Below are 26,722 nucleotides of genomic sequence, written 5' to 3'. Positions count from 1 at the left end.
TCATATCTCCTGATTTAAGGTTGAGTGAATTGCTTCGACTGAGTTCCTGGTGCCTGCCAGTTTAGAAGTTTTGTCAAACCACCAATGCCGGGGTTGAAAGAATTCTTTGGGTCCAATTCCTGATAGAACTGCCTTAGGCTGTCTTCAGCGTGATAGAGATGACCTACATTATGTTCCGCCGGATACTTAGCACCACGCTCTTGCAAAAGTTTAAGGATCGTCTCTTTAATGGCGCTACAGTCTTCTCCTTTCTTCACCAGATACTCCTGATGCAAGACATGGCAGAAGAAGTGCCCGCAATACATAGTCACATCAATTTTCTGGGCGATTTCAGCAGGTAGTTGCTCAAACCAATCGAGGGTATTTCGCGGTAAAGCGATGTCAAGGGCAACGATATCTTCCACTGTTTGCGGATGCACGGCCCTATATCGAACAACAGCCCCGCCTACAGCAAAGCGATTGAGAAAAGCTGCTCTTCCTTCTTCGTCGTTACAATCAAAATAAGCCCCATGCGTGGTCGGAAAGTGGGAGGTTAAATATCGGCGTGCCTCTTCAATACCTTCATTTCCCATTTTAAGAAGCAAATGGTGCTCGTAGCGGTCACGGAACTCATTTAATCTTTGAGGCAGATGTTCGGGCAATATCTTGGTAAATAATTGCAGGATTCGATCACTCAAACCGTTGCCCAATCCTAACTTTTCAGTGATACCATCAAAGCGGCTTTTCATTCCAAAGGCTTTAGGAATCCGATCTGTCCCGAACTTTTTAACAAACAGAAATAAGTCCTTGCCGTAGAGCCTAGACAGATCATAAGCAGACCTATGCATATACTCGCCAGCAATTGGAAGATTAGCAAATTCAGAAAGAATATCTCGACGTATATTTTCCAGCTCTGCGGAATCATTGGTTCCTATATAAAATACCTGTGTCTGATCGTCAGCCGGAAAGGTATCTATTCGTAGTGCGAAAACAGCAACCTTTCCTGCAGAACCAGAAGCTTCATAGAGCCGTCTTGGATCCGCGTTATAGCGCGCAGGGGTCGAAGCAGAAATATCCCTTACATGGTTGCAATATTCGTGATCGGACGCGTGAAACTCGGGCGACGTAACAACGTCACGCTCCAAAATCGCTCCACTATCCAATCTCGTTAGAATGTCTTCAGGAGCTTCGCCCAGTTCTATGCCTAAGTGATTGACCAGCTTGAGATCACCGTCTCTGTCGATCTGAGCAAAAAGAGCAAGCTCTGTATAAGCCGGCCCTCGGCGAATGAGAGAACCTCCAGAGTTGTTGCAAATACCGCCGGTAACGGATGCACCTATACAACTCGATCCAATGACTGAATGAGGTTCTCTTCCGATCGGACGTAGTGTTTTTTCGAGTTGATCGAGTGTTACACCTGGTTGGGCAACCACTTGAGTACCGTTAGAAATCAAATTCAAGTGTCGGATACGCATCGTGTTAATGATCACAGCCGGGCGGTCATAACCCTCAGGTACGGGTGTAGAGCCGCCAGTTAGACCAGTATTAGCGGCCTGGAAGATAATGATTGTGCCCGCTTTGTGGCAAGCTTGCAGGGCTCTCCACATCTCCAACAGTGTGCCGGGACGTACAACAGCCAGCGCATCGCCACCGCCGTAACGATATCCTCGGCGAAACTGACGGGTTTGCGTATCACCGGTTAATACATATCGACGACCGACGATATCGCGAAGCTTCTCAACGAGTTCAGGCATAATTTTCAATTCTACGACATGGCAATATGTTAAAGGCGATCAGGCAAAGTAGCGCACTCGTATCGCGTCAATTGCCACAGCGATAAAGATCATAAAGCCACCGATCATTCCCACGTAAAAAGATGGGATGTTGATAATAGCAAGCCCTACCTGAATAACTGTCAGAAGAAGCACACCACCAAGAATGCCGATCACATTACCACGCCCACCAAAAACACTCACTCCCCCGATGATTGGTGCCGCAATTGCATAGAGCAGATAGCTCGAACCTTGATTGGAAGTTATTGCCATCTGCCATGACGCCAAAAGAAATCCAGCAACCCCGGCCAAAAAACCGGAAATCGTGTAGGCGACAATCTTGATGCGGTCGACACGTATACCTGCTGAGTTCGATGCCTGGGGGTTACCACCCACTGCATAGATCGAGCGCCCAAGAACGGTCATACGCAACAAAACACCGATGGCCACCAGTGCAAGAACGAAAATGAGCGGCATTACCGGCCAACCTGAAATCGAAGCCTGCCCGATCCAGACATAGCCATCTGATAGGTTGGTAAGCGTTTTCCCTTGCGTCAACGCAAGAAGAGCTCCCTGCAGGATAATCATCATCGACAAGGTTTGGATCAAAGAGACCATGCGGAGTTTGGTTATGCATAGCCCATTAAAAAAACCGATAAGCGTTGCAACTGCCACACCAATCAGCATTGCTGGAAACCAAGGAAGGCCGAGACTGGAATAAGCCAGCGCACCAATCGCTGAAGAAAAGCCCAGATTTGCTGGAATAGACAAATCGATTTCAGCAACAAGCAGTGGAAGCGCTACGGCAAGCCCAAGCATGCCAAGAACAGTCGCCTGAACCATGATGTTCTGCATGTTCATCACGGTTAGGAAGAATTCATTGAACAATCCAAAGCCTAGAACCAGTGCTACCAGCCATATCCAGACCACATTATGCAAAACCCAACCAACTAAATTGTGCGTCGAACGTTCCGTTATTTTGGCATTTTTGGACGTAGTGGCCATCATGACAGTGCTCATTCCTTAATTCCTTTAGCCGATGCGCGGTCAAGCCTGAGAGAGGCGACGTAAATTTTCGGTAGTAATGTTCTCGCCGGTAACGACTTCCCCGATGGAACCGTTACGAAACACGCAGACGCGGTCAACAGCACGAACAAGTTCGTCTGTGTCAGTCGAAACGATGACGATACTCACACCCGTTTTGCTGAGTTCATCAATGATACGAAGAACGTCCTGCTTTACACCTACATCGATACCACGCGTTGGCTCGTCGAGGATTAGTAGTCGAGGCTCAGTGGCGAGAACGCGCCCAAGACAAACTTTCTGCTGATTACCGCCACTTAATGTGTCCACGGCGGCAACCGCATCAGGCGCTTTGATACCCATACTCCCAGAATATCCGTCGCATAGTTGCTGTTCTTTATCTCTAAGAACAAACCCCAGAATAGAACGCCCATCGAGCGACGACAGCGCGATATTTTCAGCGATTGATAGATGTCCAACAACCCCATCTTTTCGACGGTCATCAGAAAGATAAGCAATGCCTTTGTTGAATGCATCTTTTGGATGCTGGGGCAACGCTTCCTCACGGCCACCTTCAAGACTTATGGTACCAGACTTTGCTCGATTAAGACCGAAGATAGTCTTAGCAAGCTCCTTGGCACCTGCACCTGGCAGCCCGGTAAACCCTATGATCTCCCCTTGTCTGATAACAAGAGTGTCGAGATTGACATGATGAGAAACAACACTACAGAGCTTTGTTACGGGTGTTTCATCACTAAAGTTTTTGCGTTCTCGCTGAAACAAATCAAGCCCACGACCAAGAACAAGTTCAGACAATTGATCTGACGTCATGGTCTGCACATTTTCACTACTACCAGCGAGGAAGCCATCGCGAAGGACGGATACTGCATCGCAAATCTCAAGAATTTCGTCATTATAATGGGAGATGAAGATGAAGGTGACTCCCTCATCCTTCAGTTGACGCATAAAATCGAATAGTTGACGACGATCAGGTACGGTCAAAGCGGCGGTTGGTTCATCAAGAATGATGACTTTACCACCCGAGAACATAGCTCGCAGTATGTTTAACTTACGTCGTGCAACGGCGTTGAGTTTCCCAGCAGTGAAACTTGGATCGATACCGGAATCCTTTAACATTCGTTTTGCATCAGATTTCAGTGTTTTCCAACGCACAAACCCACCGCGAGAAGGCCAAATACCGAGCATTAGGTTTTCTGCCGCAGAAAAATGATCGACAATCATGGGTTCCTGAGTGACCAGAAACACGCCTGCGTCTTCCATAGCTTTGACATCAGAGCCTTGCACAGCTTCACCGTTCAAATAGATCGTTCCGGTGGTGGGTGTTCGCTGCCCCGAAATGATGCCGACAAGTGTGCTTTTTCCTGCACCATTCTCACCCAACAAGCCATGAATGGTGCCGCGGCTTACGCTGAGACTGACTGAACGCAATGCTGTGAACGAGCCATATCGCTTGGTGACATTTTCGACGCGCAAGGCGACGCCGTCAGTGGTCGCACTTGCGACACCGTCATCGTGCACTATGGTCTGATTGCTTGTCATGATCTTAGTCACCTCCCGCGACTAACTTCGGCTTTGATAGTCAAAGCGACGTCCACCTTTTTTTGACGGGCGTCGCCAATCATGATCAGGTGTATGGAATGTTCCATTCCTTTTCTGCAACATAGCCCCAGTGGCGCTTGTCAGCAGCATTGTCACCATTGATGACAAATGGCGGAATAATCAGTGTCGGGCCTGTCGCGCCTTTAACGATCTCACCCTTCTCCCAGAAATACTTCTTGTTTTCATATACTCCAAGCGGAACTTCCTCGCCTTTCATGGAGTGTTTCTCGAGCATTTCGACGGCAATCTCGCCATAAGCAATAGGATCCTGTGAAACACAGGCATCCATAAAGCCATCCTGGATTCCTTTCACCGCAACTGGTTCACCGTCGATAGTGACAAAAATCACATGCCCCTCTTCGCCGACTTTCTTCCAGCGGCCTTTTTGCTGCAAGGCAGTAGCGATACCACGTGCTGGAGAGTCACTTGGAGCGTGAACTGCATCAAGATCGGGATGCTCAGATAGAGTGGAGAGAGTGACGGAAAGCATTTGATCTAGCTGCCCTTCGGTCGGTCGGCTGATATAGGTAACGTCAGGGTGCTTGGCGAACTCTGCGTCCATACCTTCTTTCCGCTGGCGCCAAGCAACACTTGCTAATGCCCCATAACAGTTCAGCACTTTGCCGCGTGGGCCACCATGTTTCTTGGTCAGCCTATCAATGATCTCACGCGCGGCCATCACGCCTCCCTCATAATTATCGAAGCTAACAGTGATAGCGACATCACCACCATCGGCTGGAGTATCGATAATAGCGACGGGAATTTTCTTCTGATTATACCGGCGGATCGCACTTACAATCGCCTGACTATCAATTGGATCTGCAATTAATCCGGCGGGCTGTGACAGCATAAGACTCTGCCATTGCTCTAGCTGCTTTGTATTATCAAAATTAGCATTGGTTGCCTGAAAAGACCATTTTCTGCTCTCGACAGCGCGCTTAACCGCCTCTTCCTCAATAACAAAAAAGTAATAGTCCAGACTCTTATTACTAAAGGGCATAAACACTCGATCTTGTGCAAACGCAGCACGCCCCGCAAGCGCACCTACACCCAATGCAAGACCGCCTGCCAGAACATGCCGCCGGTTCAATTTCAAATCTACACCCATCCTTACCTCCCAAGGTATATAAATATAGTTTCACTACATTTATAATGTGCTTGTCAAGCCCCCTCACACAACGCAACCCATCAAGCCATCATGAACTGCAGAGTCAGGCTTCATACTATCTTTTTTTAAACAAAAAGCGCCCGTCAGAGTACCTGACAAGCGCATTTAGGATTCGATTGTTTTGAAGTTTTACTATATTATCGCATTTGGACGTATGAGGTTCCGTCAAAACAACCAACCACCATACCTACAGCCTCCCGCGTAAAAAGACCATTTTCAACCACCCCTGGGATACGGTTAAGCTCAACCTCCAGAGGAGCAGGCTCCGCAATTGCTACACACTTGCAATCCAGTATAAAATTGCCGCTATCAGTCACCACTGGCTGACCATCATGCATCCGGCGAGCGATCAAAGCTTCAATTCCATGCTCTCTCAGAACCCGATCCACCATGCGCTCCGTTTGCTTCCATGCGAACTGCACAACTTCGACCGGCAAAGGAAACGCACCGAGCGTATCGACAATTTTGGTTTCGTCACAGATAGTGATCATTTGCTTGGATGCGTGGGCTATAATCTTTTCCCACAGAAGACACGCGCCGCCGCCTTTAATCATATTAAATCGACGATCAATTTCGTCCGGGCCATCCACGGTGAGATCTATTTCACCGATCTCGTTGGGATCAGTAATGGCGATACCAACCTCGCGGGCTACATCTATTGTGGAGCGCGAAGTAGTCGTGCAGGTCAGCCTCATACCGTTGGCTACATACTTTCCCAACTCCCGCACAAAAAAATGAGAAGTCGTGCCAGATCCCAGTCCGAGTTTCATTCCATCTCGGACAAACTCTTCAATGACGCGGCGACCGGCGATTTTCTTGGCTTCATTTTGCTGTGCAGACATTTTTCTTCCTTAATGATGAGCCAAAGCCACCCCGAACTGCTGTGGCGAATATGGAGAGATTAATCCCGTATCTTGTCGGTCAACCAAGAATCGAGAGCCGGCAACTGATCGGGAAATTCACTGCCACTTGACACGGCAATTGCCGTGACAAGCATATTGATGACGAGATGATGATTGAGACGTGACGCAAGAGGTGTCATGAGCTCCGTCTGATCGTAGGGAAGTACGGCAATCAAAGCATCAGTGACCCTAGCAAGCGGACTTTCAGCAGCCGTCACCGAAACCACCCGCGCACCTCCAGCACGAGCTGCGATTGCTAATTCCACCATTTGTTTAGTATGGCCCGATTGGGAGAAAATCAGTGCCACTTCGCTTGGACGCGAGCTTTCAACGTGCATCCATTGCTTTTTTCGTCCCATGACTGCGGAGCATCGCATACCAAGGCGCTGAAATTTATGCTCGGCGTCCAAAGCTGTCACTTCAGAAATACCACTGGCATATATGCCGGTCCACGCAGCATCACGTAGAAGCAATGCAGCACGCTCGATCTGCTGCGGAATGAGATCTTCCAATGCCCGCTGAATGGCGTTGAGTGAATTACGACAGGTCTTCCGAACTATATTCTCGATCCCATCATTGGGAATAATCTGTTCGTAAACGAACGGCGCAGAAGGAACAAGGCTTTGCGCGAGATGCAGTTTGAAATCCTGATAGCCGTCATAGTCGAAACGCCTACAAAAGCGTACGATTGTTGGATCACTGACAGAACAGCGCTCGGCAAGCCTCGCCATACTCATATGGATTACTTCACTGGGCGATGTGCTCACAAACTCTGCGATGCGTCGCTCTGCGGCCCCCATAGCATCCATTTCATGGAATATGCGCTGTAACAGGCTGACGGTCATGAAAATCGTTCCTTCGTCATCTCAACGTTTTAATGCGCGCGATACTCCATGAGATCGGCGATCCGCGCAAGCCGTTGATGTGGCTCGACATTTACTTCCGCTCCTCCTCCCCAAGGAACAACGAAGAAAGTGGCACTTGCTCCCTCTGCCGTTGCCTTATCGACATTGGTGTCACCAACATAGGCCCAATCTTCCCCGTTAAGGTTCATTCGCTCGACAACCGCACGCAAATGACCAGGATTTGGCTTGCAAGCGGGCACAGCGTCAGCACCCAAAGCCACTTCAATAATCGCATCAAGCTTGAGGATCTTAAGGATTTCCTGGGTCAGCGCGTGTGGTTTGTTGGTGCAAATACCTAACCGGAAACCAGCTGCGTGTAAGCTTTGCAGGTCTTCGCGAACATAACTAAAAAAGCGTGTCTTTTCGGCCGGATTCCGTTGGTAGTTCTCAATATAATTGTTAACCGCTTCCTCAACGGTAGCATCATCTGAAGGCAGACCCTGATCTACAAAAATATCCAGAAGCAAACGGCGGGGACCATTACCGATAAATTTTTCCACATACTCCACACTAAGTTCAGGCCACCCTTTGGAAGTCATATGAATATTGACAGCTGCCGCGATATCGGGCGCGCTGTCGATCAATGTACCGTCGAGATCGAATATCAAGGCCGAATATTTTTTCATAATTGCAATAGTCCTTTTGTTCGCCTGTCGATCACCCGTCAGTCGGCAAAGACCGGATCACTCAAAGCGTGAAAGCTGTCAGAAAGCGCTGGATAAAGCCCGCGATAGATACTATGCGCTTTGGCATAAACTTCGCTCACACGATCATCCGCCCTTTGGTATGTCAGCTGGCGTAGTATTCCGGCGGCTTGAATTGCGTCCTTCCAGACACCGACACCGACACCCGCCACAAGCGCGGCACCAAAGGCTCCACCTTCCGCAGCTCCTTCAGTGGTAACCACATCACAGCCAAATATGTCAGCCTGGATTTGTCGCCAAAGCTCAGACCGAGCACCGCCTCCAGAAGCCTTGATCAGCCGCCCTTCAATTCCCATGGATTTCATCAGGGCTTGCATATCGTAAAATGCGTGGACAACACCTTCCATAACGGACCGCCCGACGTCGCCCAGCGTGTGTCGTGCGGTCAGGCCGACAATGGCACCACGTGCTGATGGGTCTGGATGCGGACATCGTTCGCCATTGAGATAAGGTACAAATAGTAGGCCTCTCGCACCAGGCTTACTTGAAGCAGCCGCCTGCACTATCGCATCGAACGTAAGATTGTCGCCGTGCCCCGTTTCGGCCAGTATTGAACGAAACCACCCCATAGCTCCGCCTGCGTTCAATGATACGCCCATGGCATGCCACTTGTTCGGAGCGACATTGCAGAACATCTGAATGCGGCCATCTGAACTCGTCGCGGGAGCATCGAGTGCAGCCGCTAAAATGCCGGCAGTTCCAATTGTTGTTTGCAGCTCGCCAGGTTCTATCACCCCGGAACCAATGGTCTGAATTACGCTATCACCTCCGCCGCCAACTACCGGCACACCAATAGACAGCCCGAAAAGACTGGCTCCAGAGGAGCTGATACGGCCAGAAATTTCATGAGATTCATAACATTTCGGCAGAAGATCAGGATCAATATCCAGAACCCCCAGCAGTTCAGACGCCCACCTACGTTGACGCACATCGAACAGTCCGGTACCGGATGCATCTGATACTTCTGTCGCCATTTCTCCGGTTAAAACCAGGCGCAGATAGTCTTTGGGATTGAGCACATATCGCAAATTGGAAAACAATTGGGGCTCATGGTTTTTCATCCAAGCGATCTTACCACCGGTGTAACCCACCAACATACGATTGCCTGTGTGAGCGATCAGCGCATCAAGTCCTCCCGCCTTTTCAGTTATTTCATCTACTTCAGCGGCATTACGCTGATCGTTCCATAGAATTGCCGGGCGCAAAACGTTGTTGCTTTTATCGAGCGGCGTCAGACCATGCATTTGCCCTGAAAGCCCGACACAGAGAAGTTCGACATTGCCGCATTGCTCCATGACCTGCGCGACCGCACGGCGTGCGCCTTCAATCCAAAGCAATGGATCTTGCTCTGTCCATCCAGCGTGTGGCTGGGAGAGCCCGTAACTTGAAGTGCTGGTGGCCAGAATATCTCCGTCGACGGACAAAAGCAGCGCTTTGCAGCCAGAGGTTCCAATATCAATACCCAAAAGTGCAGAAGTCATAGTCAAGCACCAACGCCGTGATGTAGCCGGATGTGCTTGAAATTGAAATATTCTAACAGGCCTTCACGTCCATGTTCGTAGCCAATACCGCTCTGTTTACGTCCACCATAGGGCGCGTTCATAATGCCCGCATCGACATTGTTAATTGCGACATTTCCGTAATCGAGTTCGGCCGAAAGCTGATATATTTCGCGTAAATCTCTGGCGTAGACATAAGATGCAAGCCCATACGGCGTATCATTGGCGAGATTGATCGCTTCTTCCAGCGTGTCGAATGGCGCGAGACCAACGAGCGGACCGAATGTCTCCTCACTCATTACTTTCATGGCGTGCGTGCAGTCAGCAACAATTGTGGGTCGGAAAAAATGTCCGTTCGCAAACTCTTCACCGTTTGGCGCCACACCACCGGCAACAAGCCGAGCACCCTTATCAAGTGCATCAGCTAAGTGCTGTTGTGTCTTTTCAAGTGGTGCTGCAGACGCCATTGAACCTAAGTCAGCGGCGGGATTCAAAATACCATCGCCAATGGTCAAGCTATTTGCAGCGACTGCAAATTTTTCAAGGAAAGTCTGATAAAGCGAGCGCTCTACATAAATCCGGTTAATTGCAATACATATCTGCCCCATATTGCGAAATGAACGGCGCGCAGCACCTTTCACAGCTGCATCAATGTCGGCGCTTGAAGTTACGATCAGCGGACAATTGCCACCTAGCTCCAAAGACAGGCGTTTGACAGTAAGACAAGAACGTTGAATCTGAAGGCCGACAGCACTGGAACCCGTAAACGCGATCTTGTCCACATCGGGATGATCAACCAGCGCCTGCCCCACAATTGAGCCCTTGCCGGTCAAGACACCAACCACTCCAGCGGGTATCCCCGCTTCAGCGACTTTTTCAGCAATTGCGAGCGCTGTAAAAGGTGTAATCTCAGCGGGCTTGATAATGATTGCACAACCAGCTGCAAGGCTGGCGCATAGTTTCCAGCCAATCAGTTCAGCTGGATAGTTCCACGGCGTAATCGCACCTACGACCCCAATTGGTTCGCGAATAACTTGGCTCTGGTAGCCACTCTGATCGTTCGGAATTAATTTACCGAATACCCGCACGGCCTCCTCACCATAGAAATGGCAAGCTTCAGCAAGCTTGAGAATTTCACCCTTCGCTTCGTTAAGTGGCTTTCCTTGCTCCAGCGTCATAATATGAGCCATGCTTTCAGCATCACCAGCAATTAAATCGCCAAGCCTATGCAGCGCCTGCGCACGAATTTTTGCTGGAACTTTCGACCATGAACGAAAAGCAGCATTTGCAGTTGTTACGGCCTGTTCGATTTCTTCACGCGTAGTTGCTGCAATTTGCCCGATCACTTGACCGCGAGCGGGATTTTCAACGTCGATTTTCCCGCCGTGCCCATCAATAAGTTTTCCATCAATGAATATCTTGCCATTGATCCGGGACAGCGCTGCATCCGTCATCTATTCCTCCACCCTACATCATATTGATCAGCTAAAAGCCAAAATTACAATATAGCATAACTACATATCGCGCTATATTTCATTTGCCAATCCAGAAAAGTGTCGGCCTTTACGAATGTTGCTAAAGCCGAAAAGCCTCACATTAGCAGAATTATGACCCTTTTCGTCTTTTATTGCGCCTGATGAGCGCCAATTTTCAATTTTGCGCTTGACGGCATCAAGACGAGGAAAATAGTTTTACTAGAGGAATGGACTGGGTAGCTATTTTCGATTCCCGCCTGAGTGTTGAATCGGTGGGCGCACCAGTTCAGGGTTATTTCGAGTACGACCGGCCAAACCACTCATTTGATGAGCGGCTTGATGCAAAACAAAGCCAAATCTGGTTTGATTTAGAAGCGAGTAAAAAATGTCTTATCGTGCAAAAATGAATCTAAGCGGAAGATTGGCCCTTGTAACTGGAGCCGGCCAAGGAATTGGAGCCGCCTGTGCTGAAGCTTTGGCCCAAACCGGAGCGACGGTCATTTGCACCGATATTGATCTCACTCGAGCCGAAGAGACCGCGCGCGCCATCGGAGGAACCGCAAGCGCAAGACAGCTCAATGTAACAAATAGCTCTGAATTGAACAAACTCGCTAGCGAACTCACACCGCTCGACATCCTCGTATGCAATGCGGGTATCGTAAACAATATAGCCGCTGAAGATATGACCGACGACCAATGGGATCGTGTCATTGAGGTCAACCTAAGCGGTGTATTCCGAACCTGCAGGGCTTTTGGCAGACGTATGCTTGAAAATGGCACTGGCTCGATCGTGAATATCGGCTCCATGTCTGGCAATATCGTCAATGTGCCACAGCCTCAATGCCATTACAATGCATCCAAAGCGGGAGTACATCAACTAACACGTTCTCTTGCTGTGGAATGGGCCAAACGAGGAGTGCGGGTAAACGCCATTGCTCCGACTTATATCGAAACTTCGCTGTTACATGGCTTAGAAAATCAACCAGGCCTCGTAGAACGCTGGCTTGACCTCACCCCAATGGGGCGAATGGGCAAGCCTGAAGAAATCGCCTCCATTGTACAGTTTCTAGCATCCGATGCTTCCAGTCTTATGACTGGATCAATCATCACAGCCGATGCAGGCTATAGCAGCATTTAGGAGATGTCATGCCCATCGCTCTCGTTCTCGAGAAGACCCGCCAGCTTGCTCTTCGTGATATCGAACTAGATCTAAACACCGGAGAACATGACGTACGCATTGCTATGGATACCGTGGGTATTTGCGGCAGCGACGTTCATTATTACCGGCACGGGAAAATCGGTCCGTTCGTGGTAAACGCACCTATGATTTTAGGACATGAAGGAGCTGGTAGAGTTGTTGCGTGCGGAACGAAAGTAAGCAACTTGAAAGTGGGTGATCGTGTTTGCATTGAACCGGGCATTCCCGACTTTTCAAATCGGCCCAGCCGCATCGGTCTCTATAATCTAGACCCATCACTGACATTTTGGGCAACACCGCCTATTCATGGATGCCTCACGCCCGAAGTCGTACACCCTGCCAACTTAACTTATAAATTGCCCGACAAAATATCGTTCGCTGAGGGCGCTATGATCGAACCTCTGGCAGTAGGTTTGGAGGCGGTCCATAAGACTCGTGTGGCAGCGGGCGACGTCGCACTCGTTCTGGGAGCAGGTCCAATCGGTATTCTTGTTGCGCTTTCAGCACTCGCCGCAGGCTGCTCACGAGTCTTCATTTTTGACCCCGCTTCGGAGAAGCTCGATATTGCTGCACGTTATGAAAATATCCAGCCGCTTTATGCGAAAGCAGGTTTAATTGCAGAAAAAATCAAAACTCTTACCGATGGCTGGGGCGTCGATATTGTTTACGAATGCTCCGGTGCGGTAGCGGCATTTGAGAGTATTGCGGACTATATCCGCCCCGGCGGCACCTTGGCTTGTGTAGGCATGCCGACTGACACGGTCCCAATCGATATTGTAGCTTTGCAAGTGAAAGAAATACGACTGGTTACCGTCTTTCGTTATGCTAATGTCTATGACCGAGCTATAGCCTTGCTCACAGAAGGCAAAATTAACGTCAAACCGCTTATATCCGCTACATATGATTTCAACGAAAGCATCGAGGCCTTCTCGCGTGCCGATGCAGCTCGGCCAACAGATGTAAAAATACAAATAGCAATGCGATGAGCGCCCAAAGCATTTACAGCCAGCTGCTAAATCTTTCAGATCTCGCTAATTAATTTCTAATGCGAAAGAACCCGAGTGAGGAATTTTGAGTTCATGTGGGAGAAGAGAGCGACGGCCGGAGAGGACAAGAACTCGGCTGCCAGTTCGTTGGCCACAGGAAGAAACCGAAAAAATACTCGTGTTTTCTATACCCTCGCGTTCGGTTTACACGACCATCACTCCCACTAGGAAAACGAAGAAAGTGGTGAACTGTTCCTCAAGCGTTCAGGTGCATGTCGAAATGTTAGAAAACCTCATTCCTCCTGACATCAACACCCTTACTTAGCCCAGCGACCTTCGTATTTAAATTCCGGTGCTTTCTGTATTTCATCTTTGGTCGAATTCATAACTGCGGACCATTTTTTTTCATCATCAAAATACGTGATATCTACTGCTTCTGGGCTAACAACGACATACTTTTCCCCCACTCCCAGAAAACCACCTACAGATATGATATACCCTGCAAGGTGGCCGTCAGAAATAATCAAGTCCTTGATTTCACCAATCGTCGTATTGTCGCCGTTTAAAATGCTAAGGCCAATCAGATTATAGCTAAGAACATCCGTTGGCTTTGCTGTTACAAAAACTTCTGTTTCCGTTTCTTCAGTCATCGTAGCGGTCTGGGCATTCGCAAACGACACCATAGCAATTGTAGCGGCAGCAGACAGGATAAAACGGCGCATATTCATTCTCCGAAACGGCATTATGACGTATTTGTCACGACCGAAATGCACGGGATGAGATTTTTGTTCCGATAAAACCTTTCTGCAAAGCAGCAGGCACGCATGAGTTGAATCCACATTCAAATATCCACGAGAAATGAGCACTCCAGCTCCCGTAAATATAAAGACCGTAACCTTACGTTACTGGATATCTGGATAATTTTATTCAAGTACGAGCTAATAGTCCGCTAGATGACACATCCTTCCTCCCAATAACCAAAGATGCTAAATCTATGAGTGACAATTACACATTGCCGGATTTGTCTGGCGTTATCCCTGTCCGACCAATTCAAATTAAAAAGCATGGATTTGCGGATAGATGGAAATTGCTATTACTGGCAATCATATTCGCAATCATCTCAGTTGTTGTAACGGTTGTCTGGGGACCGGGACTTTACTCTGATTATCTAATCAAGAACGACCCTCTTATTATTGAAGATTCCACCATTTTTGATGGAAGCTGCCGTAGCAAAAAGATGATCACCGATTGCAAAGCCACGCTTTCTTATCGTTACGAAGGAGAGACAAAACTCAAGACTGTCGACTTTTCCTTTGTAAGTCTGTCGAGTGGTGATTATGAGACAGACGTCGTCGTGCAGAAATCCAACCCAGACAATGCGACACTTACTTTAGCTCTCGATGAATTCTGGAATCGCCTGAGCGTAGGCGTTGTGCTTGTTGGCATCATGGTTGGCTGCGTCATCCTCTTTATTAAACGCTTTCTCCAAATTTCGAGCGCCATTTCCGCAGCGAAAACAGCATCACCGCTTCAGCTTTGCTGGGCAAAAATTGTCTCGCGCAAAGACAGCATGGGGCGCGTCAAAGTTGGTTATAGTCCTTTGCTAAAGGCTCATAAGAAGCGGACTATTCTTTCAAGCTTCGCGAAGACCGAGACGCCTTATCTTTACTACGATGAAAAGACTAACGAGACTTTTGGCCTGGCCGTGGCCCGCGCAGAAGATACCTTACCTGTTCTGCTGGACGATCGGTTTGAGCGGATCGATCTGATGCCAAACGAACGTGAAAAAGCGGAACAGCTACTCACAAGTCGAGTCGCCAGCTAATTGCAAAAGAAACAGCCAAAGAGCCGTTACTTTAAAACATGTTGGCGTTCGCGAGCGCCCCTTGTCGAAACAACGTCCTGATACATATCGTTAAATATCTTGTCAGACAGGGAGCACTGAAATGGGTGACGCAGGTATAGGCTGGATAGCAGCAATTATCATTGGTGGTCTTGCGGGCTGGATCGCATCCAACTTCATGAATAGCGACACCGGCATATTCATGAATATCATTCTGGGTATTATCGGCGCTGCTATTGCGAGCTTTATTTTCGGCTTCCTTGGCGTATCCTTTGGCGGATGGCTTGGTTATCTCGTAGCGGGCTTCATAGGCGCCTGCATTCTCATATGGATCGGGCGAGCGATCAGTTGACCTGTTTTGAAAATTCAAAAGCCCCGTTTTCGGGGCTTTTTTGTTGAATGCATATTCTTCCCATCTAGAAAAACTGCATCCACAAATAGCGCCAATAAATATGGCTCTATTTTAGTTTTCTTTTACATTGAAACCTACCAAACATTCCGTCTATTAAAGGTCACATAAACAGATTTCGGAGTGGTGGGGTGATACGGATACTGTTTCTTCTGCTTGGGCGCGAGATCATACAGCGGCATTGGAGGACATTGCTTGCGATCTCCATCCTCTGGATCGTCGGCGGAGCGCTCATCATCATCGATGCTCTGGATGGCAAAACCGTTATTTCAGCACGCTTATTTGGCTATTTTCTCCTGCCCGAAGCCGCCTTGTGCCTGTTTGCAGCCTTTGCCAGTTACGGCACGGCCCGAAGAATGCGTATCGTGCAGGGTGTAGCCCTCCTTGGCGTCAGCATATTGATTATTAGCTCAACACCGGCGAGCAATTTTGCGCTCGCTATACTGTTCGGACTATGCTTCCTCATTGACGGTATAGTCCGCATTGGCAGCGCTTGGGTTGTACGTTATCCACGCTGGAAAGTAGGGCTGATTGGCGGTATCGTCGAAGTCTTGCTTGCGATCGCAACGCTTCAGCCTTGGCCTACCTGGTATGAAGGTACGGTTGGCACCAATGTCGGCGCGGTACTTGTACTAACTGGCATCGGGCTTCTGAACATAGCCTTCCGGATAAAGCGCCTCGAGGATGGTGCATCACTCACAAGCATTCTGAGCCGCAATCCTTTCAATCACCGTGCCGCACAGCTTTATAGAAAGCGCAATGCCAGAAATCGCAAGCAGTTGACCGTTCATGTCTGGACGCCAACTGGTACAGCAATGACATCTCTCCGTCAGCGAGCGATCAACCGTTATATTGCCGCCATCGATGGCAACGGCGTTATCTCGACCGGTCATGCCGCACTTGAAATGTCCCCTGATCTTTACATCAGCCATTATCCCGCTGCCGAAATCGACCGCAATCCCGACGAGTTCAGCCGCACTTTGCGAGCTACCGCGGATAACAACGTACCCGGTCGCTTTCTCCCGAGTTATGAAGTTGAATCAACTGAATGGTGCCCTTCAACGGTTCAAGTTGAGATCAAAAATATCGATGCAGCTCGACTACGCGCATTCTGGAAACATTATCGCGCTAACGACACCTATAATCTCACAAACAGAAACTGCTCCAGCGCCGTTGCAGATGCTCTCGATGCAGCTCTCGAAGGTGTCTATCGCGAACATAGATGGCCGGTTTTCAGAGCCTTACAGGCAATCGTTTTTCCTGAGTTGTGGGCAGCGGGTTTGATGCGTAAACGTGCTGAATCCATGGCCTGGACGCCGGGCCTTGTACTTGATTATGCGCGAGCGCTATCCGCATTGGTCGACTCTTCTGGCCGTTCGTCTCACAAGCAAAGCTTCCGTCTTGTAAAGAAGTATTCTCGACGCAATTCGAAAGCGACCATCAGCTGAAGCCTAAAGCTTGGTATGATCTACAGCACTTCATTTAACTTGATTAATTTACTCATATTAAATAAGTTTGATTGATCGAATTCATGGCATCAATCGGATCAAACAGTCGTGCATTTTCCCAATCATATTCATGCAAGCGTCGTAAAACTGCTGTTTACGTTGTTTGTCCTTGTCAGCTTGCCGCAGGCACCTGCTCTCGCGGAAACCAAAGAGGCATCACGCATTGTCTCGCTCGGCCCGGATGTCACGGAAATCATCTTTGCATTGGGGGCAGGTGATAAGATCATCGCGGTTGATCGCAGCAGCAAATACCCAGCCGAGACCGCCACGAAAGCCAATGTCGGCTATCGCCGTAGCCTGTCGCCTGAAGGCATCCTGACACTCAACACAGATCTCATCATTGCATCTGAAGACATTGGGCCACCGGAAACAACCGATGTGCTCAACCAGTCAGCAGTCGAGATCCTTTATATTCCGGTCGATAACAGTCGTGCGGGCTTGGTCAAAAAGATCGGGCTCATTGCAAAACGCCTCGACCTCGAAAAAGAAGGGGATGCTCTGGCGCAGAAAGTCATCGACGATTTCGATGCCGCGACGGCTTATGCCAGCAAGATATCGTCAGACAAGCAAAAGAAAGTGGTCTTCTTCCATGGCTTGGCACGTCTGAGCGGCGCGGGCAGTGATACGGCTGCCGATGCTTTCATCCGTTATGCAGGCGGGATCAATCCGCTGTCCGTCTATTCCGGCTATAAGCCTGTATCGGAAGAATGGCTGGTCAAGGCTGAACCCGACGTCGTTCTGATGCTTTCGGACGGAAATAGCGGGCCAACCCGCGAAGATGTATTCTCGCACAAAGCCTTGCAGCAAACTCCAGCTGCTAAAAGCCAGTCGCTCGTCGTGCTTGATGGGCCATATATGCTTGGTTTTGGTCCACGTACCGCCGAGGCCATACGAAAACTAGCCGCAGCGCTTTATGAATAACCAATAAAAAAGCCCCTCCAATAGAGGGGCTTTCTGTTTTGTATTTACGCGATTACGCGAAGTCTTCTGGCAGAAGTTCCTTCGGGAAGTTCTGATAGGAAACCGGGCGCAGGAAGCGACGGATCGACATCGTGCCAACGCTGGTTGCACCAAAGTTGGTGGATGCCGGGTATGGTCCGCCATGAACCATCGAGTCGACCACTTCAACGCCAGTTGGGAAGCCATTGACGAGAACACGACCTGCCTTGCGTTCCAGCACTGGAAGCAGCTTCTGTGCAGAGGCGATGTCACCACCGTCCATATGAATGGTCGTGGTCAGCTGGCCTTCAAAGCCGCGCGCGAGCTTTTCCATCTCGTCGACCGAACCCACACGGACAACAAGTCCGAGAGGACCGAACACTTCTTCACCAAGCGCGTGATCGGACAGGAAGCGTTCGCCGGTGGTCTCAAACAGATTTGGTGAAACCTGACGACCTGACGACTCCGTCTCATACAGTGGCTTAACAGCGTTGCGCGTTTCAAAACGCTCTTTGCCGTCATGATATGCCTGCGCAATACCGTCGGTCAGCATGGTCTGCGGAGCAACCTTCTTGAGACCTTCGACAGCAGCTGTTGTGAAGGTATCTGCATCAGCTCCGTCAAGAACGACTGCGATACCAGGATTGGTGCAGAACTGTCCTGCGCCCATGGTCAGCGAACCGGCCCAGCCCTGTCCGAGCGTTTCAGCACGGGCTTTCATGGCTTCTGGCAGCAGGAACATCGGATTGACCGAACCAAGCTCACCAAAGAATGGAATTGGCTCAGGACGTGCTGCGCAAAGGTCGAACAATGCACGGCCACCAGCCAGCGAACCGGTGAATCCAACAGCCTTGATGTTTGGATTCTGAACCAGCGCGTGACCGACATCGCGGCGTCCGCCCTGAATGAGCGAGAACACGCCCGGGTGAACGCCCGTCTTGGCAATAGCGGCTTCAACAGCCTGTGCCACGATTTCACCCGTTCCCGGATGTGCTGAATGGCCCTTTACAACCACAGGGCAACCGGCAGCGAGGGCTGCCGCGGTGTCACCACCAGCAGTCGAAAATGCCATTGGGAAGTTAGATGCACCGAAAACCGCTACAGGCCCAATTGGACGCTGAACCAGACGAATTTCAGGACGTGGCGCTGGCTGACGATCAGGAAGCGCTGCATCAAAACGACGATCAAGATAATCGCCTTTTTCGATATGGTCAGCAAACAGGCGCAGCTGGCCGGTAGTACGGCCGGTTTCGCCCTGAAGACGCGCTTCGGGCAATCCGGTTTCCTGTGAACCGATCACAACGATATCAGCAATACGTGCTTCAATTTCATCAGCGATTGCACGCAGGAAAGTAGCGCGTTCGGCGCGGGTCGAATAACCGTAAGACCAGAAAGCGTCTTCGGCTGCTTCGCAGGCGCGATTCACCAGATCGACTGTACCGACTGCAAACGAATGAGCAGGCCCACTTGCTGGTGAAGATTCAAAAGTGCCGGCTCCGTCGAGCCATTCGCCAGCAACAAGGTGTTTTCCTTTGGGCGTAAATGCCATTCGTACATCCTCCTGTAGAAATCGACGTGCAATTAAGCCAGTATCCGGCTGCATCTAAATTGCACTTGCCTAATGATTGTATACCCCAGATGTTTGTATACAGTGTGTGCGCAGATATCAATTGCCTGTGGGCCCCTCCCGTCAGGCGCAGCCATGAAAGACGCATGATGAGCGAGACTACCATCCTGAGCATTGCCACGCTTCACGAACGCGTAGAGGCGATTTTTCGTAAAGCAGGGTTGAACGCTATACAGGCTGCGGCCGTCGCTCGTGTGATTGTTGCGGGTGAACGCGATCACTGCAAATCTCACGGCATATACCGTATCGAGGGTGCGCTTCGCACAGTCAAGGCCGGGAAGGTAAAAGCAGACGCAATTCCAGAAATCGTGAAAGACGAAGCCTCCAGCATCGTGCGCGTCAATGCGAATTTCGGCTTTGCAAACCCGGCTTTCGAACTGGGCGTACCAGCACTTGCCGAACGCACGCGTAGAAACGGTATCGCGGCGCTTGTCATCAATGACTGCACGCATTTTTCGGCACTCTGGCCTGAAGTTGAAGCGCTGACGAGCGAAGGCCTTGCCGCACTCGTCATGTGCCCGAGTTATGCAACCGTGGCACCCACCGGCGGCAACAAGCCATTGCTCGGCACCAATCCTTTTGCCTTTGGCTGGCCACGCAAGGAAACATCGCCTTACGTCTTTGACTTTGCGACCTCTGTTGCGGCGCGTGGCGAGATCGAACTTCATCGTCGCGCAGGCAAACAACTGCCGGAAGGCTGGGCGCTGGATGCGGAAGGCAACCCAACAACTGACCCGGAAACAGCACTTGCGGGAGCAATGCTGCCGTTTGGTGGACATAAGGGTTCCGCGATCAGCACGATGGTTGAACTGCTTGCTGCCATCATGATCGGCGACCTGACCAGCCCCGAAGTGCTCGACTTCCTTGGCACCACCACATTGTCGCCAGTGCATGGCGAACTCATCATTGCATTTTCACCGGAAGCCTTTGCCAAGGGCCGCCCCGGCGATCCATTTGCCCGTGCGGAAGCATTCTTTGAGGCAATCGTCGGTCAGGGCGCGCGCCTGCCGTCACAACGCCGCTTCAAGGCACGCGCGGAATCTGACAGCGAAGGCGTCAAGCTTACCAAAGCGGAAATCGATCAGCTTGATCTGCTGCTGGAAAAAGGGGTGGATGCGATCTCCTAATACAAAAAAGCCCTCCGAAAGGAGGGCTTTTTACTTTCAGGCTATATTCAAGCCGCGTATTTCTGAACAGCACCCGGGAGCTTGCTCCACTCGGCATACCAGCTGTTGAACAGCTTGAACTGCGCTTCGACATAGCCGCGCTGGCTGTCGGAAAGAGCATCTGTTTCGTTGAAGTGCAGCGTGTATTCCTTGTCGCCCTTCAGAACCATCATGTGCTTGAAATAGAGCACCAGGTCCGGACCTTCATCGAAGGACGAAAGCACAGCAAGCGCCTGTTCGAGTTCAAGCGCACGCTGGCGTGCATCAGCATCGCCCGCAGCTGCAGCCTGCGACAGCTTGCACATCTGAATGACTTCCTTCGGCAGAACATTGCCGATGCCGGTGATGGCGCCGGTTGCACCGCAATTGACGAAGCCGTGGAACACAGCCGTATCAACACCGATCATCAGCGTGACATCATCATCGCGACTGGTGATGTTTTCGGCTGCATAACGCATGTCGGCAGGGCCGCCAAATTCCTTGAAGCCAACGAGGTTCGGATGCTCTGCGCGCAAAGCGAAGAACAGATCCGCGCGAGTGGCAAAGCCATAATAAGGGCTGTTGTAGATAACAGCTGGCAGATCAGGTGCAGCCGACAGGATCGCCTTGAAATGCGCTTTCTGCGCTGCAATCACCGAACCACGCGACAGAACGCGCGGGATGACCATGAGGCCCTTGGCGCCAACCTTCTGCGCGTGTGCTGCATGCGCTGCGGCAACAGCTGTGTTCACAGCGCCGGTTCCAACGATAACAGGAATACCTGCAGCGGTCAGGCGAGCAACGCCTTCCATGCGCTGTTCATCGGTGAGGAGCGGCCAGTCGCCCATCGAACCACAATAAACGACAGCCGACATACCAGCGGCGATCAGTTCCTTACCCTTGCGCACCAGCGCATCATAATCGGGTGTGCGATCATCCTTGCAAGGGGTCATCAGAGCCGGAATCACGCCGGAAAAGATATTGGCAGCCATCTAAAACTCCTCTCAGAGCATTTCCGTCATTCGCGAAGCGACGTGGATCGGAAAATGCAACAAAACAATACCAGAGTGACTGAAGCGCTGGCGACGCGATGCCGCCTGTCAGCCTCTATAACTGATATATCAGTTTGTATTTTATTTGTCGACAGAAATTATGTGGGGCTACAAACTTATTTCCAGACGGTCATCGCGCATCACCAGTTTCTGAACCTGACGCACGATCTGCTCTGCATGTTCATGAGCCAACTGTTCGGCCAGTTTCATGTCCCGTGCAGCGATTGCGGCGATCATTTCTTCATGCTCCTCCACAAAACGGCGGGGCAACTGATCATTATAGGACTGATAATAAAGTCGCAGAATACGCCGACCTTCATCTAGTAAACGTTTGAAAAGGCTGGTGAAATAGGGATTGCGCCCAGCCTCTGCAATTGCAAGATGAAGTTCCGCATTGGTCGCAATCATCAAAAGCGCATCCTGTGCTTCCACAGCCTTGGTGAACTCGGACTGATGCAACGCGATGATATCCAGATCTTCCTGGCGATGGTTCCTGGCTGCAAGCTGGGTCGTGACGCGATACATCAAAGTCAGCGCGTCGAAATAGGTATGCATGTTGAGGAAATCGATGTTCGACACCATGGTCGAGCGATTTGGCAGGGTATCGATTAGGCCCTCGCCTGCCAGCCGCACCAAAGCCTCACGGATTGGCGTACGGGACATTTTGAACCGCTCTGCAAGCTGTACCTCGTCGATCGGGCTGCCGGGAGGCAGCACCAGATCGAGGATTTCATCGCGCAGCAGGTCATAGACCATTTTCCCGCCAGAACCGCGCTTGCGTTCAGGGATGGCGTTTGTATCGCTTTCCGTCATCGGCATCTCCTTTAAAGCATTTCCAGCAAAAGTGCGTAGCGGTTTTGCGTAGGATAATGCGACAAACAAAAATCACGCAAATGGTTCGGTTGGTCCCTTGGCGGGCTGCGTAAACCACTGCGCGCCTTCAGCGCTCATGTAAATATGATCTTCCAGACGCACGCCAAACTGTCCCGGCACGACGATCATCGGTTCATTTGAGAAGCACATACCCGGTTGAAGCGGCAGCTGATTACCACGAACAATATAAGGTGCTTCATGGATTTCCAGTCCCAGACCGTGCCCCGCACGATGCGGAAGACCGGGGAGCTGATAATCTGGCCCCAACCCATGCTTGACCAGCACGGCGCGGGCGGCATCATCGAGACTGGAACAGGCAGCACCAATCTTCGCAGCATCGAACACGGCTTGCTGCGCCTGCCGTTCAATCGTCCAGATGCGTTCAAAATCGGCTGTCGGCACATCCAGCATATAGGTGCGGGTCAGATCGGAATGATAACCATCGATCCGGCAACCGGTATCCACTAGAATAACATCGCCATTTTTATAGAACTGTTCGCCATCCGCGCCATGAGGCAGAGAGGTGGCCTCGCCAAAGGAAACGATACAGAAGGTCGAGCCGCCGCCAGCGCCCAGTTCACGATGCTGCTCGTCGATAAAGCGCACGACATCGGAGGCGGCTATGCCCGGACGAATAAACTGATGCGCGCGGCGATGCACTTCGAGCGTCAGACCCATGGCATATTTGATAATGTCGATTTCGGTCTGCGACTTGACGATACGCTGTTCACGAATGATCGGGCCAGCATCCACAAGACGGTCGGCGCCAATTTGTCCACGCAATGCGTTGTAAACAAAGAGCGGTACAGCATCGTCAACGGCGAGCGTTTCACCGGCTTTCAGCAGTGAGGCAACGAGGGCTGCACTGTTTTGCTCTTCCTGCCAGATGCGGATTTCGCCAGCCAAATGCGGTAGGCTTTCCACACGGCTCTGCTCAAAACCCGGAACGATATAGACAATCTCGCTTTGCGTAATCACTGCACCAAGCAGACGCTCGCTCGAATGCCAGACAAGGCCCGTGTAATAAAGCAGGCTCTCGGTCGACCCAAGCAGCAAGGCACCAATGTTTGTTTCGCGAAGACGACGACGCAATACGTCGATACGCTCCAGCCGCTCATCATTGGAAATGCTTGGATATTGGGTGGTGAGAGACATTGCTTATTCCTTTCAGCCCGCCACGGACTCTGTGACACGCTGAAAGGATAAATCTCTGTACGCAATTTGTCGACAGGCAGAGCATTTCCAGCAAAAGTGCGAAGCGGTTTTGCGTTGGATAATGCGAAAACGAAAGAAAAAAAGCGGTTCTGGAAATTCGGCTTCCACAAGAACCGCTTTAGGTTTTCACCAAACCTGTGCGCTTGAGCAGTCCCATAAGCAGAAGCGGCAGCAGTGTCGTCAACAGGATCGCAATGAACGCCATGGCCATGCCAAGTCCAATTGATCCCTGTTCAAACTGACGCCAGATAAAGATGGAGATCGTCTGCATACCGACAGGCGCCACCAGAATGGAAGCAACCAGCTCACGCGTTGCCACCGCAAAGACCAGCAGCATCGCGGTAATCAGGCTTGGTGCGATCAGCGGCAGCATGATGCGGCGGAAAGTCGTAAAACTGCTTGCTCCACAGACACGCGCCGCAGCTTCGAGATTATCACCAATCTGATGAAACGCCGCCGTTGCATAACGGATTGGCTGCGGCAGCAAGATACAGCAATAGGCAAGCAACAGAATGAGCGGCGTATTGTAAGGTGAAATGAGCAGTGATGGCTGGTTCCACGCAAGGATAAGACCGACCGCAACAACAACACCGGGAAGCGAATTTGGCAGCACGGTTAGAACATCGAGCCAGAAACGCCCACGGAAACGCATTTTCACAACTGCATAGGCAGCGATAGCACCCAGCAAACCGGTCAGAAGCGCACTTGCGACACCCAATGAAAGACTGTTGGTAAGCGCTCGCATAGCGCCCGCGCTGTTGTCAGCGATATCTGCAAAATTATCAAAACCGAGATTGGACAGCGTCAGCCCGCCGGAAATGGTCTTCGACATGGCCGTTGCGAGAATGGCAAGGAGCGGCACGCCGGTTGCAGCAAATGCAACCACACCAAACAGGATGATGACAGGAACCTTGAACGCACCGAGATCGCGTTTGTCTTTGTTCTGCGGTTTACCGCCAGTCGTCACATAAGAACGGCGCGTCAAAATCCAGCGTTGAAGCATGAAAGCCGCGAGCGATAGCAACACCAGTGCCAGCGAGAACACAGCTGCACCCGAAAGATCAATCGGCCAGTCAGAAATGCGCAGGTCGATTTCCGTTACCAGCACGTCGAAGCCCGAACGACTTCCAAGTGCAGCTGGTGTGCCGTATTCCTCGATTGCCGAAGCGAATACGAGCAACAAGCTTGCTGCAAGTCCCGGTGTTGCCAACGGCAGCGTGATGCGGAAGAACGAACGCCACGGCGACGCGCCAAACACACGGCCCACATCGGAATAGCGTGCGCCAACCGCTTCAATCGTGCGCGACACCGCGAAATAGACCAGCGGAAACGTGTTGAGCGCCATCGCGAATGTCATACCGCCAAGCGAAAACAGAAACGGTGCGAGGTTGAAGCCAGCAAGCTGATCGAGATAACCGCGCGGCTGCAAAGTCATGATCCAGCCAAGCGTCGCAATATAGGGCGGGATCATGAAGGGCACGAGCATCAGCACGTCCCAGACCAGCGCAAACGGCACTTTATAAAGCGCCCGGAACACGGCGAGCGGCACTGCGATGATAGCCGACAGCACGACGACGCTGACACCGAGCAAAATGGTGTTGCCGGTCATGCGCAGAAGCTTTGGATCTTCAAACAATGCAGGCAAATGCACAAAAGGTGCGCTGAACACGCCCTGCCCGATCTGCGGAAAAATGGCCTGCAAAACAATGAAAATAAACGGAACCGCGACGACAATGGCAAGGCCGATGACGGCCACAAGCCCAAGCGGATTTGCAGCGGTAGCGGTCTTAGCACTCATGATTGCCTCTGTGGTATTCCCGCCGCCCTGGAAAGGACAGCGTTTAAAAACAAAACAAAATGAAGCGGCTCTCCTCAACAAGTGAGGAGAGCCGCCCGTTCATTACTTCTTCGCGCCGAAGATCGCGTTGAATTCCTTCAGCGTTTCGTTGCGCTTGCCATAAACAGCCTCAGCATCGATCTTCAGAATTTTGAGATCGCTGATCAGAGGACGGTTTGCAGCAACGTCCGAACGTGCAGGCATCAGATAGGCCTTTGCAACCATTTCCTGGCCTTCATCGGAAAGCATGTAATCGATGAACTGCTTGGCTTCCTCCTGATTTTTCGACCAGTTGAGGATCATGGCCGGACGCGGCGCAATGACGGTGCCCGATGTTGGGAAGATAACGTCAATGGCTTCACCCTTAGCCTTGCCTGCGAGCGAGATGTAATCGACAGCGCCGAAAACAGCGGCTTTCGCGCCCTGAAGCACAGGGTTCAGCGCTTCTGCATTGGCACCGGCAGCAACCGCGCCGTTTTCATGCAGATGCTTGAACAGGTCCCAGCCCTGCTCCGCCTGCAAAGCTGCAACGAGTTCGAAAGTTGCGCCCGACTGCGATGGATCCGGCAGGTTCACCAGATCCTTGTATTCCGGCTTGGCAAGATCAGCCCATTCGGTCGGCTTTGGCGTCTTGCTGTTCGGGTTCCATACGATACCGAGCGCCGAAACGCCCTGTGCAACAGCGGTTTCGTTCTTCAGAAAATCAGGAACTTTTTCAGCATTCGGGCTGGTGTAAGCCACGAGCCAGTCGCGCTTGGCAAAATCGGTTGCTGTGTCCCAAGAAGCCGAAATCAGAACGTCGACAACAGGGTTGGCAGCTTCAGCTTCGATACGAGCCATGACCTTGCCGGTGGTTGCCTGAAAGACATTAACCTTCGTGCCGGTCTTGGCCGTGAAGCCAGCGGCCAGACCTTCAATCAGCTTGCCAGGACCAGCCGAATAAACGGTGATGTCGGCAAAAGCGGCAGTGCTTGCGAGCCAAGCGGCTGCGAATGCCATGCCTGCACCGAAAAGGGACTTCTTCATTAATCTCTCCTGAGATG

The 26,722-nt window shown here is 50.9% G+C and carries 23 protein-coding genes; 7 read left to right on the top strand and 16 right to left on the bottom strand.

Going from position 1 to position 26,722, the window contains the following annotated elements:
- Positions 1-14 precede the first annotated feature (14 nt).
- The 9 genes from dld to RT142_RS14370 all read right to left on the bottom strand — a co-directional run bounded on the left by dld (position 15) and on the right by RT142_RS14370 (position 11,026).
- Positions 15-1,733, bottom strand: coding sequence for a D-lactate dehydrogenase (dld, locus tag RT142_RS14410; protein ID WP_105519823.1), 1,719 nt, complete (start codon positions 1,731-1,733; stop codon positions 15-17).
- Between the two features lie 39 nt (positions 1,734-1,772).
- Positions 1,773-2,771, bottom strand: coding sequence for an ABC transporter permease (locus tag RT142_RS14405; protein WP_105519824.1), 999 nt, complete (start codon positions 2,769-2,771; stop codon positions 1,773-1,775).
- 27 nt (positions 2,772-2,798) lie between these two features.
- Positions 2,799-4,334, bottom strand: a complete 1,536-nt coding sequence (locus tag RT142_RS14400; RefSeq protein ID WP_105519825.1) for a sugar ABC transporter ATP-binding protein — start codon at positions 4,332-4,334, stop codon at positions 2,799-2,801.
- Positions 4,335-4,419: 85 nt separating this feature from the next.
- Positions 4,420-5,502 (bottom strand): sugar ABC transporter substrate-binding protein, encoded by a 1,083-nt coding sequence (locus RT142_RS14395; protein ID WP_105519826.1) that lies wholly within the window; start codon positions 5,500-5,502, stop codon positions 4,420-4,422.
- Positions 5,503-5,699: 197 nt separating this feature from the next.
- Positions 5,700-6,404 carry a ribose 5-phosphate isomerase A gene (gene rpiA / locus RT142_RS14390; RefSeq protein WP_113158977.1) on the bottom strand — a complete coding sequence of 235 codons (705 nt, stop codon included), beginning with the start codon at positions 6,402-6,404 and terminating at the stop codon, positions 5,700-5,702.
- A 59-nt stretch (positions 6,405-6,463) separates the two neighbouring features.
- Positions 6,464-7,309, bottom strand: coding sequence for a MurR/RpiR family transcriptional regulator (locus RT142_RS14385; RefSeq protein WP_105519828.1), 846 nt, complete (start codon positions 7,307-7,309; stop codon positions 6,464-6,466).
- A gap of 29 nt (positions 7,310-7,338) precedes the next feature.
- A complete protein-coding gene (locus tag RT142_RS14380) occupies positions 7,339-7,995 on the bottom strand; it encodes an HAD-IA family hydrolase (RefSeq protein ID WP_105519829.1) in 657 nt (218 codons plus the stop codon).
- Between the two features lie 38 nt (positions 7,996-8,033).
- Positions 8,034-9,554 carry a xylulokinase gene (gene xylB / locus RT142_RS14375; protein ID WP_313029488.1) on the bottom strand — a complete coding sequence of 507 codons (1,521 nt, stop codon included), beginning with the start codon at positions 9,552-9,554 and terminating at the stop codon, positions 8,034-8,036.
- A gap of 2 nt (positions 9,555-9,556) precedes the next feature.
- On the bottom strand, positions 9,557-11,026 hold the full coding sequence (locus RT142_RS14370; RefSeq protein WP_105519831.1) for an aldehyde dehydrogenase family protein: 1,470 nt from the start codon (positions 11,024-11,026) through the stop codon (positions 9,557-9,559).
- Positions 11,027-11,432: 406 nt separating this feature from the next.
- On the opposite strand from RT142_RS14370, the gene RT142_RS14365 reads away from it, so the two are divergent.
- Both RT142_RS14365 and RT142_RS14360 read left to right on the top strand, forming a co-directional pair.
- Positions 11,433-12,185, top strand: coding sequence for an SDR family NAD(P)-dependent oxidoreductase (locus RT142_RS14365; RefSeq protein ID WP_105519832.1), 753 nt, complete (start codon positions 11,433-11,435; stop codon positions 12,183-12,185).
- Positions 12,186-12,193: 8 nt separating this feature from the next.
- A complete protein-coding gene (locus RT142_RS14360; RefSeq protein ID WP_313029483.1) occupies positions 12,194-13,231 on the top strand; it encodes an NAD(P)-dependent alcohol dehydrogenase in 1,038 nt (345 codons plus the stop codon).
- A 317-nt stretch (positions 13,232-13,548) separates the two neighbouring features.
- On the opposite strand, the gene RT142_RS14355 is transcribed toward RT142_RS14360, so the two are convergent.
- On the bottom strand, positions 13,549-13,953 hold the full coding sequence (locus tag RT142_RS14355) for a PRC-barrel domain-containing protein (RefSeq protein ID WP_151563756.1): 405 nt from the start codon (positions 13,951-13,953) through the stop codon (positions 13,549-13,551).
- A gap of 272 nt (positions 13,954-14,225) precedes the next feature.
- Here RT142_RS14355 and RT142_RS14350 point away from each other — a divergent pair, with 272 nt between their 5' ends.
- The 4 genes from RT142_RS14350 to RT142_RS14335 all read left to right on the top strand — a co-directional run bounded on the left by RT142_RS14350 (position 14,226) and on the right by RT142_RS14335 (position 17,912).
- Entirely contained in the window at positions 14,226-15,056 is an 831-nt protein-coding gene (locus RT142_RS14350; RefSeq protein ID WP_313029479.1) for a hypothetical protein, read from the top strand.
- A 121-nt stretch (positions 15,057-15,177) separates the two neighbouring features.
- Positions 15,178-15,426, top strand: a complete 249-nt coding sequence (locus RT142_RS14345) for a GlsB/YeaQ/YmgE family stress response membrane protein (RefSeq protein ID WP_007879920.1) — start codon at positions 15,178-15,180, stop codon at positions 15,424-15,426.
- A gap of 248 nt (positions 15,427-15,674) precedes the next feature.
- Complete coding sequence (locus RT142_RS14340) at positions 15,675-16,931, top strand: HdeD family acid-resistance protein (protein ID WP_064322005.1); 1,257 nt, start codon at positions 15,675-15,677, stop codon at positions 16,929-16,931.
- A 108-nt stretch (positions 16,932-17,039) separates the two neighbouring features.
- A complete protein-coding gene (locus tag RT142_RS14335) occupies positions 17,040-17,912 on the top strand; it encodes an ABC transporter substrate-binding protein (RefSeq protein WP_313029474.1) in 873 nt (290 codons plus the stop codon).
- A gap of 52 nt (positions 17,913-17,964) precedes the next feature.
- Here the strand turns inward: RT142_RS14335 and RT142_RS14330 are convergent, their stop codons facing one another.
- Complete coding sequence (locus tag RT142_RS14330) at positions 17,965-19,479, bottom strand: aldehyde dehydrogenase (NADP(+)) (protein WP_094544735.1); 1,515 nt, start codon at positions 19,477-19,479, stop codon at positions 17,965-17,967.
- Positions 19,480-19,646: 167 nt separating this feature from the next.
- Between RT142_RS14330 and RT142_RS14325 the strand changes: the two genes are divergently transcribed.
- Positions 19,647-20,684: an Ldh family oxidoreductase gene (locus RT142_RS14325; protein WP_113159062.1), complete on the top strand. Its 1,038-nt coding sequence runs from the start codon at positions 19,647-19,649 to the stop codon at positions 20,682-20,684.
- Between the two features lie 47 nt (positions 20,685-20,731).
- Here the strand turns inward: RT142_RS14325 and RT142_RS14320 are convergent, their stop codons facing one another.
- The 5 genes from RT142_RS14320 to RT142_RS14300 form a co-directional block, all read right to left on the bottom strand.
- Positions 20,732-21,694 carry a dihydrodipicolinate synthase family protein gene (locus RT142_RS14320; RefSeq protein WP_007879926.1) on the bottom strand — a complete coding sequence of 321 codons (963 nt, stop codon included), beginning with the start codon at positions 21,692-21,694 and terminating at the stop codon, positions 20,732-20,734.
- 168 nt (positions 21,695-21,862) lie between these two features.
- Positions 21,863-22,567, bottom strand: coding sequence for a GntR family transcriptional regulator (locus RT142_RS14315; protein WP_409558582.1), 705 nt, complete (start codon positions 22,565-22,567; stop codon positions 21,863-21,865).
- Between the two features lie 72 nt (positions 22,568-22,639).
- A complete protein-coding gene (locus RT142_RS14310) occupies positions 22,640-23,782 on the bottom strand; it encodes a Xaa-Pro peptidase family protein (RefSeq protein WP_313029468.1) in 1,143 nt (380 codons plus the stop codon).
- Between the two features lie 178 nt (positions 23,783-23,960).
- Complete coding sequence (locus tag RT142_RS14305; protein ID WP_113158983.1) at positions 23,961-25,640, bottom strand: ABC transporter permease; 1,680 nt, start codon at positions 25,638-25,640, stop codon at positions 23,961-23,963.
- 102 nt (positions 25,641-25,742) lie between these two features.
- Positions 25,743-26,705, bottom strand: a complete 963-nt coding sequence (locus RT142_RS14300) for an ABC transporter substrate-binding protein (RefSeq protein WP_313029464.1) — start codon at positions 26,703-26,705, stop codon at positions 25,743-25,745.
- Positions 26,706-26,722: the final 17 nt, after the last annotated feature.

This window comes from Brucella sp. (assembly GCF_032066345.1).
In the GTDB taxonomy this organism is placed as follows: Bacteria; Pseudomonadota; Alphaproteobacteria; order Rhizobiales; family Rhizobiaceae; genus Brucella; species Brucella pseudogrignonensis.
This window is presented reverse-complemented; position numbering and strand designations above follow the sequence as displayed.

Excerpts from the sequence above, each read along its gene's own strand:
- xylB (WP_313029488.1), bottom strand. The coding sequence starts at position 9,554 with ATGACTTCTGCACTTTTGGGTATTGATATTGGAACCTCTGGCTGCAAA.
- RT142_RS14370 (WP_105519831.1), bottom strand. The coding sequence starts at position 11,026 with ATGACGGATGCAGCGCTGTCCCGGATCAATGGCAAGATATTCATTGAT.
- RT142_RS14385 (WP_105519828.1), bottom strand. The coding sequence starts at position 7,309 with ATGACCGTCAGCCTGTTACAGCGCATATTCCATGAAATGGATGCTATG.
- RT142_RS14325 (WP_113159062.1), top strand. The coding sequence starts at position 19,647 with ATGAGCGAGACTACCATCCTGAGCATTGCCACGCTTCACGAACGCGTA.
- RT142_RS14320 (WP_007879926.1), bottom strand. The coding sequence starts at position 21,694 with ATGGCTGCCAATATCTTTTCCGGCGTGATTCCGGCTCTGATGACCCCT.
- RT142_RS14350 (WP_313029479.1), top strand. The coding sequence starts at position 14,226 with ATGAGTGACAATTACACATTGCCGGATTTGTCTGGCGTTATCCCTGTC.
- RT142_RS14400 (WP_105519825.1), bottom strand. The coding sequence starts at position 4,334 with ATGACAAGCAATCAGACCATAGTGCACGATGACGGTGTCGCAAGTGCG.
- RT142_RS14330 (WP_094544735.1), bottom strand. The coding sequence starts at position 19,479 with ATGGCATTTACGCCCAAAGGAAAACACCTTGTTGCTGGCGAATGGCTC.
- dld (WP_105519823.1), bottom strand. The coding sequence starts at position 1,733 with ATGCCTGAACTCGTTGAGAAGCTTCGCGATATCGTCGGTCGTCGATAT.
- RT142_RS14305 (WP_113158983.1), bottom strand. The coding sequence starts at position 25,640 with ATGAGTGCTAAGACCGCTACCGCTGCAAATCCGCTTGGGCTTGTGGCC.
- RT142_RS14355 (WP_151563756.1), bottom strand. The coding sequence starts at position 13,953 with ATGCGCCGTTTTATCCTGTCTGCTGCCGCTACAATTGCTATGGTGTCG.
- RT142_RS14405 (WP_105519824.1), bottom strand. The coding sequence starts at position 2,771 with ATGAGCACTGTCATGATGGCCACTACGTCCAAAAATGCCAAAATAACG.
- RT142_RS14345 (WP_007879920.1), top strand. The coding sequence starts at position 15,178 with ATGGGTGACGCAGGTATAGGCTGGATAGCAGCAATTATCATTGGTGGT.
- RT142_RS14360 (WP_313029483.1), top strand. The coding sequence starts at position 12,194 with ATGCCCATCGCTCTCGTTCTCGAGAAGACCCGCCAGCTTGCTCTTCGT.
- RT142_RS14365 (WP_105519832.1), top strand. The coding sequence starts at position 11,433 with ATGTCTTATCGTGCAAAAATGAATCTAAGCGGAAGATTGGCCCTTGTA.
- rpiA (WP_113158977.1), bottom strand. The coding sequence starts at position 6,404 with ATGTCTGCACAGCAAAATGAAGCCAAGAAAATCGCCGGTCGCCGCGTC.
- RT142_RS14310 (WP_313029468.1), bottom strand. The coding sequence starts at position 23,782 with ATGTCTCTCACCACCCAATATCCAAGCATTTCCAATGATGAGCGGCTG.
- RT142_RS14300 (WP_313029464.1), bottom strand. The coding sequence starts at position 26,705 with ATGAAGAAGTCCCTTTTCGGTGCAGGCATGGCATTCGCAGCCGCTTGG.
- RT142_RS14315 (WP_409558582.1), bottom strand. The coding sequence starts at position 22,567 with ATGACGGAAAGCGATACAAACGCCATCCCTGAACGCAAGCGCGGTTCT.
- RT142_RS14395 (WP_105519826.1), bottom strand. The coding sequence starts at position 5,502 with ATGGGTGTAGATTTGAAATTGAACCGGCGGCATGTTCTGGCAGGCGGT.
- RT142_RS14380 (WP_105519829.1), bottom strand. The coding sequence starts at position 7,995 with ATGAAAAAATATTCGGCCTTGATATTCGATCTCGACGGTACATTGATC.